A 13,584-nucleotide genomic window follows, 5' to 3' on the forward strand; every position below is an offset into this window, starting at 1 on the left:
TATTTAAAAATGATCTGTTAAAAACTCTCTTGTTGTTGACTACTTGCCTGCCTTGGGACGTTTGGCTCCGTACTTCGAACGACGCTGACGACGTCCGTCCACGCCTGCCGAGTCGAGCGCACCGCGCACCAGGTGATAACGTACACCGGGGAGGTCCTTCACACGACCGCCGCGGACGAGCACGATGGAGTGCTCCTGCAAGTTGTGGCCTTCTCCGGGGATGTAGGCGTTGACCTCCTTGCCGTTGGTCAATCTTACACGCGCTACCTTACGCATTGCCGAGTTCGGCTTCTTCGGGGTCGTCGTGTACACACGCGTACATACGCCTCGGCGCTGGGGACACGCAGCCAGTGCGGGAGACTTCGACTTGTCCTCCATCTTCACACGGCCGTTTCTCACTAACTGTTGAATAGTTGGCATTTCTAAAACTGTCCTTTAATTGTTAAAAAATCTATCTCCATTGTCCAAAATGGACTGCAAAGGTACGCATTTTTTCGGAAATACAATATATATGCACGTCTTTTTTCGCCATTTCCCAGGATTTTACGCCGTTTGCAATACTTTTTACTTATAGAATTTATCATAAAATAAATTCTGGTTATACATAAACTGACAACGGATTTATTATCAACGCCATAAACCGAATGTTCCGGGCCTTGATCCCCGGCACGGACTTTGCCCCGCAAACGGCGTGCAGACAGCCCCTCCCGACAGGAACGGCCCGAAAACAAACTGCACCGCAAAACCATGACAATCATCAGAAAACGATTCACACACACGCTTTTACCGGCGCTTCTCGCCGCATTCGCCGGCTTCGCGGCGTGCAGTTCGGACGACGACGCCCCCGAACCGCCGAAACCCTCCGGCTACGACATCTACACGGCGGGCTACACCACGCCCGCATCGAAGGCCGTCGCAACGGTCTGGAAAAACGGGCAGCTGCTCTACACCTTGACCAACGGCACGAACGACGCCTGGGCCTACGCGGTCTGCGTTTCGGACGGCACGGTCTATGCCGCCGGCTACGAACGGCAGGGCGACCGGATCGTGGCGAAGGTCTGGGAAAACGGCACGCTGAAATACACCCCGGGCGCTCCCGGCGCCGACTCGTACGCCTACTCGGTCTTCGCCGCAAACGGCAGCCTCTACACGGCCGGGAGCGAGGAGAGCGGCGGAGCCTTGACGGCGAAAATCTGGAAAGACGGCGATGCGCTCTACGCCTATTCGGTCAGCCCGGCCGTCTCGCAGGCCCGGTCGGTCTGCGTCTCGGGCGGCGACGTCTACGCCGCAGGCAGTCTGCAAAGCGGGCTCACGAAGCCGCTCGCCGTGGTCTGGAAAAACGACAAGGCGCACTACACGCTCTCCGACGGGGAGACCCCCGCCGGAGTGAACGCGCTCTGCCTTTCGGGCAGGACGCTCTACGCCGCAGGCCACTCGGGCGGCGCCGCAGCGGTCTGGAAGGACAAGGAGCTGCTCTACACCCTGACCGATGGCAGTTCCTATGCCGAAGCCACCGCCGTCTGCCGGTTCGGACACACGCTCTACACGGCGGGTTACCACACCGACGGCTTCGAGGAGGAGGGCGTCGTCTGGAAGGAGGGACAGGAGCTGTTCGACCTCTCCGACGGCCCGGGCAGCGGCTCGATGCCCTATTCGGTCGCCGTCTGCTACGACGACATATTCACCGCCGGAACGATTTTCGGCACGACGCGGACCGCCGTCGTATGGCACGGCGACGAAATCCGATACACGCTCTCCGACGGCACAGGTCACAGCGAAGCCTACTCGATGTACGTCGTCCCGCTCTACGACTGACGCATCCCGCAAACGAAAAAAAGGGGGCGCGCCCGAATGGCCGCGCCCCCTTTTTTCCCATGCAGCCGCACTGCGGCACGCAGACCGCCCGTCACCGGGTGATCCGAATGATCCACGCGTCGTAATAACCCTCGCCGCGCGCCGCGCCGTCGACACGGATCGGGCTGTGCACCTCCGCCTCGTAAATGCGCTCTTTGCGGTTTTTCTTCCAGACCACGTAGAGGTCGAACTCCACCTTCGTGGAGGTCCCGTCGCCCCAGTCGACCACGAACGACTGCCCTTTCAGACCATCCGTCGGATCGAATTCTCCGAAAGCGAGGTGATAGCCCTTGATCCTGTCGTACTCATTCGCCCCTTCGAGCCGCAGCGCCAGCGGCCGCGGCATCGTGGCCCGCGTCGCCGGGGCCGCAACGGCGTCCGCCGCCACTTCGTAGCGTTTTCCGCCGTATGTCACGGCGATGGGCCGGCCGAGAATCGCATCAGGCTCATCGGGATCGAGCAGATTCACGCCCGTCGCGGCGTCGGAAACGAAAAAGCAGACCGAAGGATTCACGAAATCATAGATCGGCATCTCGTATTCCACCTCCTCCGAACAGCCGGCAAGCACACCCAGCGCCAGCGGAACGCCCAGCAAAAAAACTTTAAATTTACCCATAAGCTCGCAATTTAAATCCGACATGCGCCACTCCCGGATAAAGATACGTTTTTTTTTCTATCTTTGCGGGAAAATCCGCAACAAAATTACACGACATATGGAGTACAATTTCAAGGAGATCGAGGCCAAATGGCAAAGCCGCTGGAGGGCGGACAAAACCTACAAGGTGGAGACGGACCCCTCGCGGCCCAAATTCTACGTGCTGGACATGTTCCCCTACCCTTCGGGAGCGGGCCTGCACGTCGGCCATCCGCTGGGCTACATCGCCTCGGACATCTACTCGCGCTACAAGCGGCTCAAGGGATTCAACGTCCTCCACCCGATGGGTTACGACGCCTTCGGCCTTCCCGCCGAGCAGTATGCGATCCAGACGGGGCAGCATCCCGCCGTCACGACCGAGCAGAACATCGCCCGCTACCGCGAACAGCTGGACAAGATCGGATTCTCGTTCGACTGGGACCGCGAGGTGCGCACGTGCGACCCCGGATACTACAAGTGGACGCAGTGGGCGTTCCTCGAGATGTTCTCCCATTGGTACGACCGTTCGAAACAGCAGGCGCGCCCCGTCGCGGAACTGACCGCCGCCTTCGAAACGAGCGGCACCGAGGGGCTGGACGCCGCCTGCACGACCGAGATGCACTTCACGGCCGCCGAATGGAACGCCAAAAGCGAGCGGGAGAAGGAACAGATCCTTCAGAACTACCGCCTCGCCTTCCGCGCCGACACCCAGGTCAACTGGTGTCCGAAGCTGGGGACTGTGCTGGCCAACGACGAAGTGCACGACGGACTTTCGGTCCGCGGCGGCTATCCGGTCGAGCAGAAGCGCATGAAACAATGGCTTCTGCGCGTGACGGCCTACGCCCAGCGCATGCTCGACGGACTGGACAAACTCGAATGGAGCGACTCGCTGAAGGAGATCCAGCGCAACTGGATCGGCCGCTCGGAGGGCGCCCAGGTCTTCTTCGACATCGAGAACAGCGACCGGAAACTGGAGATCTTCACCACCCGTCCCGACACGATCTTCGGCGTGACGTTCATGGTCATCGCCCCCGAGCACGAGTGGGTCGGCGAACTGACGACGCCCGAGAACAAGGCCGCCGTCGAGGAGTACATCCGCCAGACCAAAAAGCGTTCGGAGCGCGACCGCATCGCCGACACGAAGCGCGTAAGCGGCGTTGCGACAGGCTCCTACGCCATCAACCCCTTCACGAACAAAGCCATTCCGATCTACATTTCCGACTACGTGCTCTCGGGCTACGGAACGGGCGCCATCATGGCCGTTCCGGCGCACGACTCGCGCGACTGGGCCTTCGCCCGTCACTTCGGACTGGAGATCGTCCCGGTGGTCGAGGGCAGCGACATCGAGAAAGAGTCGTACGACGCCAAAACGGGGAAAGTAATCAACTCGGATTTCCTCAACGGCATGGATGTAAAGGAGGCGATTCAGGTGATGTTCGCCGAAGTCGAGAAGCGCGGACTGGGCAAAAAGCTCGTCAACTACCGCCTGCGCGACGCCATTTTCTCGCGCCAGCGCTACTGGGGCGAGCCGTTCCCGATCTACTATAAGAACGACACGGCCTACCCGCTGGCGGAGGACAAACTGCCGCTGGAGCTGCCGCCCATCGAGAATTTCGGCCCCACGGCCGAGGGCGAACCGCCGCTGGCCCGCGTCAAGGGATGGGCGACGCCCGAGGGCTGCCCCTACGAACTGTCGACGATGCCCGGATTCGCCGGATCGTCGGCCTACTACCTCCGCTACATGGACCCGCACAACGACGAGGCGCTCGTCGGGAAAGAGGCGGACGAGTACTGGCGCAACGTCGACCTCTACGTGGGCGGCATCGAGCACGCCACGGGTCACCTGATGTACTCGCGCTTCTGGAACATGTTCCTCTACGACCTGGGCTGCGTCTGCGAGGAGGAGCCGTTCCGCAAACTCGTCAACCAGGGCATGATCCAGGGGCGCTCGAACTTCGTCTACCGCATCGTGGGAACCAACAGGTTCGTGTCGCTGGGCCTCAAGGACCAGTACGAGACGCAGGCGCTCTACGTCGACGTGAACATCGTCCGCAACGACATCCTCGACCTCGACGCCTTCCGCGCATGGATGCCCGAATACAAGGACGCCGAATTCATCCTCGAGGACGGCAAGTACGTCTGCGGCTGGGCCATCGAGAAAATGTCGAAGTCGTTCTACAACGTCGTGAACCCCGACTACATCGTCGACAACTACGGCGCCGACACGCTGCGCATGTACGAGATGTTCCTCGGACCGCTGGAGCAGTCGAAACCCTGGGACACGAACGGCATCGACGGCGTGCACAAATTCCTGCGCCGCTTCTGGCGCCTGTTCTTCGACCGCGACGGGCAGCTGTGCGTCACGGATGAAAAGGCGACCGAGCAGGAGCTGCGCACCCTCCACAAGACCATCAAGAAGGTCTCGGAGGACATCGAGAACTTCTCGTTCAACACCTCCGTGGCGGCCTTTATGATCTGCCTCAACGAGCTGGGCGAGTGTTCGAAGCGCGAAGTGCTCGAACCGCTGACCGTGCTGCTCGCCCCCTTCGCCCCGCACATCGCCGAGGAGCTGTGGGCCGCGCTCGGACACACCGAATCGGTCTGCACGGCCTCCTATCCGGTCTGCGACGAGACGCACCTCGTGCGGAACTCGTTCGAATACCCCGTGTCGGTCAACGGCAAGCTCCGCTTCCGGAAGGAGTATGCCGCTTCGATGACGCCCGCCGAGATTCAGGCCGACGTCGTCACGGCCCCCGAGGCGCAGAAATGGCTCGAAGGCAAAACCCCGAAAAAGATCATCGTCGTGCCGGGCAAGATCATAAACATCGTGATCTGACACCCCGTCACGCCTAAAATACCGATTTATGAAACGCACACTACCGCTTATCACAACACTCCTGCTTATGACCGCAACAGCATCGGCACAGGATTACGGACAGACCGCGACCCTCAAAATCTGGGACAACACGACCGCGCCCCACAGCAACGGCATCACGACGCCGGAAACGGAAAAGGAACCCAACCGCGTACGGAACACCTCCGAAGCGACTCTCTACATCTTCCCGGCCGACAAGGCCAAGACCACCGGCCAGGCCGTCGTCATCTGCCCGGGCGGCGGCTACGGCATGCTGGCCATGGACCACGAGGGCTACGAAATGGCGAAATGGTTCGCCGCCAACGGCATCACGGGCGCCGTGCTGAAATACCGGATGCCCAACCACCATCCCGAAGTGCCGCTGGAGGACGCCGTACAGGCCCTGCGCATCATGGCGGGACTCGAAGCGGGCGCCACGGGCTACACGGCGGACAAAGTGGGCATCGTCGGCTCTTCGGCCGGCGGACACCTCGCGGCGATGGCCTCGACGATCGGCAGTTTCAAACCGGCCTTCTCGGTCCTCTTCTACCCGGTCATCACGGCCGTGCAGGGCAAACGCCACCAGGGATCGTTCATCAACCTGCTGAGCGAGCAGCGCACCCCCGAGCAGGACGCAGCCTACTCGCTGGAGAGCCGCGTGACGGCCGACACCCCGCCCGCCATCCTGCTGCTCTCGGACGACGACAAGACCGTTCCGCCCGTCAACAGCACGCTCTACTACAACGCCCTGAAGGCGCACGGCATCGAAGCCTCGATGCACATTTACCCCTCGGGCGGCCACGGCTGGGGCATCCGCGACTCGTTCCGCTACAAGGCCCAGTGGCAGGACGCCGTGCTGGACTGGCTCCGCCGGATCAACGAATAAGCAGGCCGGGCACGAACCGCGCCCCGGCAGCCGCACACCGGAACGAACCGGAACGGCCGCCCGGCGACGACATCCCGGAGGGAATCCCGCACGAGGGGTTCCCTCCGTCGGTTTCTCCGGTCCGTGCATTGCCGTTTGCCGGTTATTTCCCATTTTTCCTTGCGAAAGAACGCCGGTCCCGAGAGAGAGCCGCTGCGGCCTTCGCTTAATTTTTTAATTCTTAATTTTCAATTCTTAATTAAATGTGTCGTATCTTTGTCCCCAAAACAAAGACACGACACATTTTTATGGCAGACAACACCATCCTGAACCGCCTCGACGGTTTGAAACTCAAATACGAGGAGACGGGGCAGAAACTCACCGACCCCGAAGTGATCGCCGACGTCAAACAGTTCATCCAACTGACCAAGGAATACAAGGAGCTGGAGCCGATCATCGAGACTTCGGAACGCTACCGCACGGCCATCGCCAACCTCGCCGAAGCCAAGGACACGCTGGCCACGGACAAGGACGAGGAGATGCGCGAAATGGCCCGCGAGATGATCGCCGAGCTGGAGCCGCAGCTCGCACAGATGGAGGAGGAGATCAAGCTGCTGCTGATCCCCAAGGACCCGCAGGACTCGAAAAACGCCATCGTGGAGATCCGCGGCGGAACGGGCGGCGACGAGGCGGCGATCTTCGCCGGCGACCTGCTGCGCATGTACACCAAATACATCGAGTCGAAAGGCTGGCGCTACGAAATCACCTCCTCGTCGGACGGCGCCGCAGGCGGTTTCAAGGAGGTGGTGCTGAAGGTATCGGGACAGAACGTCTACGGGACGCTCAAATACGAGTCGGGCGTGCACCGCGTGCAGCGCGTGCCCCAGACCGAGACGCAGGGCCGCGTGCACACCTCGGCCGCATCGGTGGCCGTGCTCCCCGAAGCCGAGGAGTTCGACATCGAAATCTCGATGAACGACATCCGCAAGGACATCTTCTGTGCGAGCGGTCCCGGCGGCCAGTCGGTCAACACGACCTATTCGGCCATCCGCCTGACGCACATCCCCACGGGCATCGTCGTGCAGTGCCAGGACCAGAAATCGCAGCTGAAAAACTTCGACAAGGCTTTCGAGGAGCTGCGCACGCGCGTCTTCAACCTCGAATACTCGAAATACCTCGACGAAATCGCCTCGAAGCGCAAAACGATGGTCTCGACGGGCGACCGTTCGGCCAAGATCCGCACCTACAACTACCCGCAGGGGCGCATCACCGACCACCGCATCAACTATACGATCTACAACCTCGCGGCCTTCATGGACGGCGACATCCAGGACTGCATCGACCACCTGATCGTGGCCGAGAACGCCGAACGTCTGAAAGAGAGCGAACTTTAGCTGCTTAAAAAGCCCTTTTCAGGGGCAGCAGGGGCAGCAGGGGCAGCAGGGGCAGCAGGGACAGCAGGGGCAGCAGGGACAGCAGGGACAGCAGGGGCGGGATGAGCCGCTGCCGAAACCCGTTGCCCCGGGCCGTCTAAAAAACGGCTTTCAGGAGGGAGGGGCCGGACTTGCGCCCCGGATTCGGCTCCGGCCGTTTCAGATAAACGAAACAAGCGATGAAGATTCCCGCCGATTTCGACGCCGAGATCTGGAGCGTCGTCGCAGAGATTCCCGCAGGACGGGTCGCGACCTACGGGCAGCTGGCCCGGCTGATCGGCATGCCCGGCCATGCGCGCCGCGCGGGACGGGCGCTGGCGCTGGCTCCGGAAGGCCTGCCCTGCCACCGGGTCGTCAACAGCCAGGGCCGGACAGCGCCCGGATGGACCGGACAGCGGGAGTTGCTCGCAGCCGAAGGCGTCCATTTCCGGGCCAACGGCTGCGTGGACCTTTCGGCTTCGGGCTGGGAGGAGATCGGATAGTCCGCAGGCAATATCCCGGCCCTGCCGGCCGTTTTGCAAAAAAAGATTACGGTATGAAAAGATACGCACTGCTTCTCTACATCCTGTTTCTCGCCGCAGCCGTCCGTGCCGCGACGCCCAGGCCGCAGCCCCTGTACATCGTCAACGGCAAGGAGACGTCCGAGATACGCTCGATTCCGCCCGAGGACATCGAGAACGTCGAGATGCTCCCCGCCGACGAGGAGACCATCGCCCGCTACGGCCAGCGGGCCGCACACGGCGTGATGCTCATTACGCTGCGCTACGACCGGCCGGCCTCCTTCCCCGCGGACTCCGCCTTCGGCAGCTACATCGCCCGGCAGGTGCGCTGGGACGAGAGCGAACCCACGGCGCGCGTGGTGCTGCGCTACAAGATCACGCCCGACGGCGAGACCGTCGTCCAACAGGAGCTCGAATCGACCGACAACCGCCTCAAGCGGCGCGTGCTGAAAGCCGTGGCGGAAGCCCCGCGCTGGCATCCGGCGCAGAAGAACGGCGCGCCGGTCGAAAGCGAAGGCGTGTTGAGCATCCAGCTTCCCGAAGGCCGGCGCATGCCGCGGCAGGCGGAGCTGGTCATCCGCTGACAACTCCGCTCCCGAAACCCGCAAACCTCATCTGCAAAAGCCCCTGAAAAACTCCGAAACGTGAAAACCAACTCCCTCTCCGCATGGATTCTGGCCGTCAGGCCGTACAGCCTCGGCAACTCCGTCATCCTCGTCCTGATCGGCTCCGCACTGGCCTGGACCGACCGCGGATTCCATTGGCTTCCGGCCGTGCTGTGCCTCGCATTCGCCCTGCTGATGCAGTGCACGGCCAACCTGGTGAACGATCTCTGGGACTTCCTGAAGGGGGCCGACCAGCCCGACCGGCTGGGTCCCGACCGCGCCTTCGCCAAAGGCTACATCACCCTCGGGGCCATGAAGGCGGGCATTGCGGGATTCACCCTCGCGGCCTGCGCCGCGGGCGTCGCGCTGCTCGTCTGGGCGCTCCACGCAGGCGCGCTCCGCTACGGAGGCTGGGAACTCGTCGCCGCAGGCGCCGCCTGCATCGTCTTCGCCTGGTTCTACACCGCAGGCCCTTACCCGCTGGCCTACCACGGGCTGGGCGACGCCGCGGTCATCCTCTTTTTCGGACTGGTCCCCGTGGGATTCACCTATTACATCCAGACCGGCGCGTGGACCCCGGAGGTTCTCGTCGCCGCGCTGGCCTGCGGCCTCGTGATCGACACAATGCTGATGATCAACAACTTCCGCGACCGCGAGGAGGACGCCCGCTGCAACAAACGCACGATCGTCGTCTGCCTCGGCGCAGGCGTCGGCCGCTGGGGTTATCTCGCCCTGGGAACCGCGGCCGTCGCGCTGTGTCTCACGCTGCTCTTCGCAGGCCGCACGTGGGCCGCCCTGCTTCCCCTTCCCTACCTCGCCGCACATATCTCCACATGGCGCAAGATGGTGCGCATCGACCACGGCGACGCGCTGAACGTCTGTCTGGGTGAAACGGCCCGCAACATCCTGCTGTTCGGAGCCTTGTTCACCCTCGGAATTCTGCTGGGCCGATGACTGAATCACAACACATTACCCTGCGCGAGTTGCAGCGCCGCGTGAAGTCGGCGCTCGAAGGGCAGTTCGCGCTGCCCCTCTGGGTGAGCGCCGAGATTTCGGAAATCAAGGTCAACTACTCGGGCCACTGCTACCTGGAGCTTGTGGAGAAGGGCGGCGACAACGGCGTGCCGACAGCGCAGGCCCGAGCCGTCGTGTGGCGTTCGAACTACCCCCGCATCGCAGGCTATTTCGAGGCCGAAACGGGCCAGCGGCTCGCCGCGGGCATCAAAATACTGGCCAAGGCGCTGGTCACCTACCACGAACTTTACGGCTTCTCGCTCCAGATCACCGACATCGACCCCTCCTACACGCTGGGCGACATGGAGCGGCAGCGGCAGCAGACCATCGCGCAGTTGCAGCAGGAGGGCGTCTGGGACATGAACCGCGAGGCGCCGATGCCGGCCGTCGTGCAGCGCGTGGCCATCGTGTCGAGCGCCAACGCCGCCGGCTATCAGGACTTCTGCAAGGAGCTGGCCCGAAGCCCCTACCGTTTCGAGCTGACCCTGTTCGACGCCTTCATGCAGGGCGAAGCGGCCGAGGAATCCATCATCGAAGCCCTGTGCAACGTCGCGGCCCGGCCGGAAAAATTCGACGCCGTGGTGCTGATCCGCGGAGGCGGGTCGCGCAGCGACCTCAACTGCTTCAACGCCTACCGCCTCTGCGCCCACGTGGCGCAGTTCCCGCTGCCGGTGGTGACGGGCATCGGGCACGACAAGGACACCAGCGTGGCCGACATGGTGGCCCACACGGCGCTCAAAACCCCGACGGCGGTGGCCGGATGGCTGGTCGAACGGATGGCCGAAACCGACGGGTGGCTCGACTGCGCCGCCCTGCAACTGAACGACATGACGAAGGCCGCGATGCACGCCTCGGAGGTGCGTCTCGAACGCCTCTCGGGCGAAGTGCGGCGGCTGAGCGGCGAACTCCTCACGCGGCAGACGCTGCGTCTGGAACATTTCACAGGGCTGCTGCCCGACGCGGCGCGCGACTTCCTCGCGCGGCAGGGCGTGCGGCTCGGCAACGCCGCGGAACTGATCGCCGGACGTTCGCCCGAACGCATCCTCCGGCTGGGATTCGCCGTCCTGCGCGCCGGAGGCCGTGCCGTGACCTCGGCCGGAAGCGTCGCGGAGGGCGAGCAGGTCGAAATCGAGGTCTCCGACGGCAAGATAGACGCAACCGTAAATTCCGGAAAAATATGGCAAAAAAAGAAGTGACCTACGCCGAGGCGATGGCCGAAATCGAAAAGATACTGGCACGCCTGCGCAACGAAGAGATGGACGTGGACAGCCTCGCCGCCGAGGTGAAGCGCGCCACGGAGCTGATCGCCTCGTGCAAGGCGCGGCTGCGCAAGGCCGAAGCCGACGTGAACAAGATTTTAGAGTAATCCCGCTGCATGCGTAAAATCCTCCGCCAGCCGCTCCTGAATGCGGCCGTTGCCGTCTGCGGCGTCATTGACAAATCCGACCCCACCCCGACCCTCCCCCGGAGAGGGAGATGGCGTACGCTCCGGAGGGTCGGCACAAAAAACAGATAGTCGCGCAATGATAAAACAACTGATCAAATTCTCGCTCAACCACATCCCGCGCCCCGTGCTGCAACGCATCGCGGGATGGGCCGTACCCGTGGCGGGGCTCTTCTACAAGGGGCGCGGAGCCGAATGCCCCGTGTGCGGCGCGAAATACCGGAAGTTCATGCCCTACGGCTACGTGCAGCCGCGGCCCAACGCGCTGTGTCCCAAGTGTCTGTCACTGGAGCGGCACCGCCTGCTGTGGCTCTACCTGACGCGCGAAACCGATCTCCTGACGGCCTTTCCGCGCACGCTGCACATTGCTCCCGAGGTCTGTATCATGCGTCACCTCAAGCCCCACTTCAAGTCGCATCCGGGGCAGTATGTCACGGCCGATCTCGAAAGCCCGCTGGCCGACCTGCATTTCGACGTGCAGCAGATCCCGCTGGCCGACGGTTCGGTGGACGTGGTGATCTGCAACCACATCATGGAGCACGTCGCCGACGACCGGCGGGCGATGCGCGAACTGCACCGGGTCCTCAAACCCGGCGGCTGGGGCATCGTCCTCTCCCCGGTGGACAGGGACTACGAGCAGACCTACGAGGACGACTCGATCACCGATCCCGACGAGCGCACGCGCATCTTCGGACAGTACGACCACCGGCGCATCTACGGCGCCGACTATGCCGACCGCCTGCGCCAGGCGGGTTTCCAGGTCGCGGACATCGACTACGCCGCAACCTTCACCGAGGCCGAGCGCAGGCTATACGCCCTGCCGGCCGATCACATGTATGTGGTTTACAAAGTCTGACAGGCGGCCGTCGAAACGGCTGTCCGACGGGAATCGCCCGACGGCGATCCGGGGCTTGGTCTTGCCGTGGAAATCGCTTCCGCAGGTCATGGAAGCGCCTTTGGAGAGGGCCAGCGAGGTGAAATAGACGGCCTGTTCGGGGGTGTGGTAGTTGTTGAAGACTTCCAGTCCTGCGGCCCCGCGGTCGAGCAGCCGCCCGGCGGTCTCCTCCCGGCCCCGGAAATTCAGCCCCGGATGCGCCACGACGGGCACGCCCCCGTTGTCGCGGACCAGCTCCACCGCATCGCGGTAATCCATATACTCCACGGGCACGAACGCCGGACGGCCCTGTGCGAAATAATCGAGATAGAAGTTGATGTAAGGCATGTCGCTCCGCTCGCCGCCCTCCATATAGGGCCGCAGCGGGGGCGTATGGCAGTTCGCGTCGGAGAGCATCACCTCGGCGATCAGTTCGCCCGTCGGCGGTTTTCCGTCGGCGGCGGCCAGCACCGCACCGGCATCGACCCGGAAGCCCAGTTTCAGCAGGTTGTCGACCATGGCCCCGAACGACGCCATGACTTTGGCGGCAACCTCCTCCTCCAACCGCGCGAAATCCGCCGAACGCCAGTCGATGCCGTAGCCCAGCAGGTGCAGGTCCGTCCCCCGGTAGTTGCAGTCGATCTCGATGCCGGGGACGAACCCGATGCCCCGCTCCCGGGCCAGCCGGGCGGCCTCGCCGACGCCCCGCACCGAGTTGTGGTCGGTCAGCGAAAAGGCGTCCAGCCCGCGGGCGGCGCACAGACCGACGATTGCGGCGACGGGAAGCTCCCCGTCGCTGCTGTATCCGGAATGGATGTGGAGGTCATATGCGGCCATAATCAGTAGAGGTAAAACACGATCCCGGCGAAGTGCGCCGCAACCGCGAGGTCGATCAGCAGATGCCACACCATGTGGTGGTAGCGGAAGCCCTTGCGGGCGTAGAACCACGCGCCGAGCGTATAGAGCACGCCGCCCAGCGCGATCAGCGCCACGAGGGGCGTCGAAGCGTGGCTGATGAACAGCGGCAGGAAGAAGACGATCGTCCAGCCCATGACCAGGTAGATGGTCAGGCTGACGGCCGGTATCGACTTTCGGGAGAGCGACTTGTAGAACACCCCGAAAATCACCATCGCCCATTGCAGGACGGTGATGAACACCCCCTGCCAGCCGCCGATGACCGACAGCGCGATGGGCGTATAGCTGCCCGCGATGGCGACGTAGATGAAAATATGGTCGAGGATGTGGAAAACCTCCTTGTGCTTCGACTGCGGGTTCATCGAGTGATAGAGCGTCGAGGCGAGGAACATCAGGAAGATCGAAATGACGAAAACCGACACCGAGACCGAGGCCAGAACCCCGCCGGGGTCATGCGCATAGGCCCACACGGCGGCGAAAGGAAGGGCCAGCAGCGATAACAGCGACATCACGCCGTGGGACACGGCATTGCCGATTTCCTCGCCTACGGTCGGCACGTAAACTGCCTTTTTCTTGTCCATAACACAACTGT

At 62.8% G+C, this 13,584-nt stretch carries 14 protein-coding genes; 10 read left to right on the top strand and 4 right to left on the bottom strand.

All coding sequences use genetic code 11. The annotated features are described in order from the left end of the window. Positions 1-39: 39 nt before the first annotated feature. Positions 40-420 (bottom strand): 30S ribosomal protein S12, encoded by a 381-nt coding sequence (gene rpsL, locus DWW03_RS12305; protein ID WP_022061192.1) that lies wholly within the window; start codon positions 418-420, stop codon positions 40-42. A 327-nt stretch (positions 421-747) separates the two neighbouring features. Here rpsL and DWW03_RS12310 point away from each other — a divergent pair, with 327 nt between their 5' ends. After that, on the top strand, positions 748-1,815 hold the full coding sequence (locus tag DWW03_RS12310; RefSeq protein ID WP_022061191.1) for a hypothetical protein: 1,068 nt from the start codon (positions 748-750) through the stop codon (positions 1,813-1,815). Positions 1,816-1,906: 91 nt separating this feature from the next. On the opposite strand, the gene DWW03_RS12315 is transcribed toward DWW03_RS12310, so the two are convergent. Beyond that, positions 1,907-2,470 carry a hypothetical protein gene (locus tag DWW03_RS12315; protein ID WP_147344318.1) on the bottom strand — a complete coding sequence of 188 codons (564 nt, stop codon included), beginning with the start codon at positions 2,468-2,470 and terminating at the stop codon, positions 1,907-1,909. A 97-nt stretch (positions 2,471-2,567) separates the two neighbouring features. Here DWW03_RS12315 and leuS point away from each other — a divergent pair, with 97 nt between their 5' ends. The 9 genes from leuS to DWW03_RS12360 all read left to right on the top strand — a co-directional run bounded on the left by leuS (position 2,568) and on the right by DWW03_RS12360 (position 12,059). Then, positions 2,568-5,324: a leucine--tRNA ligase gene (leuS, locus tag DWW03_RS12320; protein WP_022061189.1), complete on the top strand. Its 2,757-nt coding sequence runs from the start codon at positions 2,568-2,570 to the stop codon at positions 5,322-5,324. A 28-nt stretch (positions 5,325-5,352) separates the two neighbouring features. Then, on the top strand, positions 5,353-6,228 hold the full coding sequence (locus tag DWW03_RS12325) for an alpha/beta hydrolase (RefSeq protein ID WP_022061188.1): 876 nt from the start codon (positions 5,353-5,355) through the stop codon (positions 6,226-6,228). Between the two features lie 287 nt (positions 6,229-6,515). Further along, positions 6,516-7,601, top strand: coding sequence for a peptide chain release factor 1 (gene prfA, locus DWW03_RS12330; RefSeq protein ID WP_015547043.1), 1,086 nt, complete (start codon positions 6,516-6,518; stop codon positions 7,599-7,601). A 218-nt stretch (positions 7,602-7,819) separates the two neighbouring features. Next, positions 7,820-8,122, top strand: coding sequence for an MGMT family protein (locus DWW03_RS12335; RefSeq protein ID WP_118406804.1), 303 nt, complete (start codon positions 7,820-7,822; stop codon positions 8,120-8,122). A 53-nt stretch (positions 8,123-8,175) separates the two neighbouring features. Then, a complete protein-coding gene (locus DWW03_RS12340; protein WP_015547041.1) occupies positions 8,176-8,724 on the top strand; it encodes an energy transducer TonB in 549 nt (182 codons plus the stop codon). A 60-nt stretch (positions 8,725-8,784) separates the two neighbouring features. Continuing rightward, positions 8,785-9,699: a 1,4-dihydroxy-2-naphthoate octaprenyltransferase gene (menA, locus tag DWW03_RS12345; RefSeq protein ID WP_022062685.1), complete on the top strand. Its 915-nt coding sequence runs from the start codon at positions 8,785-8,787 to the stop codon at positions 9,697-9,699. Next, positions 9,696-10,955, top strand: a complete 1,260-nt coding sequence (gene xseA / locus DWW03_RS12350; RefSeq protein WP_022062684.1) for an exodeoxyribonuclease VII large subunit — start codon at positions 9,696-9,698, stop codon at positions 10,953-10,955. The genes menA and xseA overlap by 4 nt, the downstream gene beginning before the upstream one ends. Beyond that, the gene (gene xseB, locus DWW03_RS12355; protein ID WP_022062683.1) at positions 10,937-11,125 is read left to right on the top strand and encodes an exodeoxyribonuclease VII small subunit; all 189 of its coding nucleotides are present in this window, start codon (positions 10,937-10,939) and stop codon (positions 11,123-11,125) included. The genes xseA and xseB overlap by 19 nt, the downstream gene beginning before the upstream one ends. 160 nt (positions 11,126-11,285) lie before the next feature. Beyond that, positions 11,286-12,059, top strand: a complete 774-nt coding sequence (locus DWW03_RS12360) for a class I SAM-dependent methyltransferase (protein WP_118406813.1) — start codon at positions 11,286-11,288, stop codon at positions 12,057-12,059. Here the strand turns inward: DWW03_RS12360 and DWW03_RS12365 are convergent. Both DWW03_RS12365 and trhA read right to left on the bottom strand, forming a co-directional pair. Continuing rightward, positions 12,012-12,914, bottom strand: coding sequence for a PHP domain-containing protein (locus tag DWW03_RS12365; protein WP_015547038.1), 903 nt, complete (start codon positions 12,912-12,914; stop codon positions 12,012-12,014). The genes DWW03_RS12360 and DWW03_RS12365 overlap by 48 nt on opposite strands. A gap of 2 nt (positions 12,915-12,916) precedes the next feature. Beyond that, positions 12,917-13,573: a PAQR family membrane homeostasis protein TrhA gene (gene trhA, locus DWW03_RS12370; RefSeq protein WP_118406805.1), complete on the bottom strand. Its 657-nt coding sequence runs from the start codon at positions 13,571-13,573 to the stop codon at positions 12,917-12,919. Positions 13,574-13,584: the final 11 nt, after the last annotated feature.

It is taken from the genome of Alistipes sp. AF14-19 (assembly GCF_003461645.1).
Lineage (GTDB): Bacteria > Bacteroidota > Bacteroidia > Bacteroidales > Rikenellaceae > Alistipes > Alistipes shahii.

Bases quoted from the DNA above. Each gene is read 5' to 3' on its own strand.
- DWW03_RS12325 (WP_022061188.1), top strand. From the start codon at position 5,353: ATGAAACGCACACTACCGCTTATCACAACACTCCTGCTTATGACCGCA.
- trhA (WP_118406805.1), bottom strand. From the start codon at position 13,573: ATGGACAAGAAAAAGGCAGTTTACGTGCCGACCGTAGGCGAGGAAATC.
- DWW03_RS12310 (WP_022061191.1), top strand. From the start codon at position 748: ATGACAATCATCAGAAAACGATTCACACACACGCTTTTACCGGCGCTT.
- DWW03_RS12340 (WP_015547041.1), top strand. From the start codon at position 8,176: ATGAAAAGATACGCACTGCTTCTCTACATCCTGTTTCTCGCCGCAGCC.
- DWW03_RS12365 (WP_015547038.1), bottom strand. From the start codon at position 12,914: ATGGCCGCATATGACCTCCACATCCATTCCGGATACAGCAGCGACGGG.
- rpsL (WP_022061192.1), bottom strand. From the start codon at position 420: ATGCCAACTATTCAACAGTTAGTGAGAAACGGCCGTGTGAAGATGGAG.
- DWW03_RS12335 (WP_118406804.1), top strand. From the start codon at position 7,820: ATGAAGATTCCCGCCGATTTCGACGCCGAGATCTGGAGCGTCGTCGCA.
- DWW03_RS12315 (WP_147344318.1), bottom strand. From the start codon at position 2,470: ATGGGTAAATTTAAAGTTTTTTTGCTGGGCGTTCCGCTGGCGCTGGGT.
- xseB (WP_022062683.1), top strand. From the start codon at position 10,937: ATGGCAAAAAAAGAAGTGACCTACGCCGAGGCGATGGCCGAAATCGAA.
- xseA (WP_022062684.1), top strand. From the start codon at position 9,696: ATGACTGAATCACAACACATTACCCTGCGCGAGTTGCAGCGCCGCGTG.
- prfA (WP_015547043.1), top strand. From the start codon at position 6,516: ATGGCAGACAACACCATCCTGAACCGCCTCGACGGTTTGAAACTCAAA.
- leuS (WP_022061189.1), top strand. From the start codon at position 2,568: ATGGAGTACAATTTCAAGGAGATCGAGGCCAAATGGCAAAGCCGCTGG.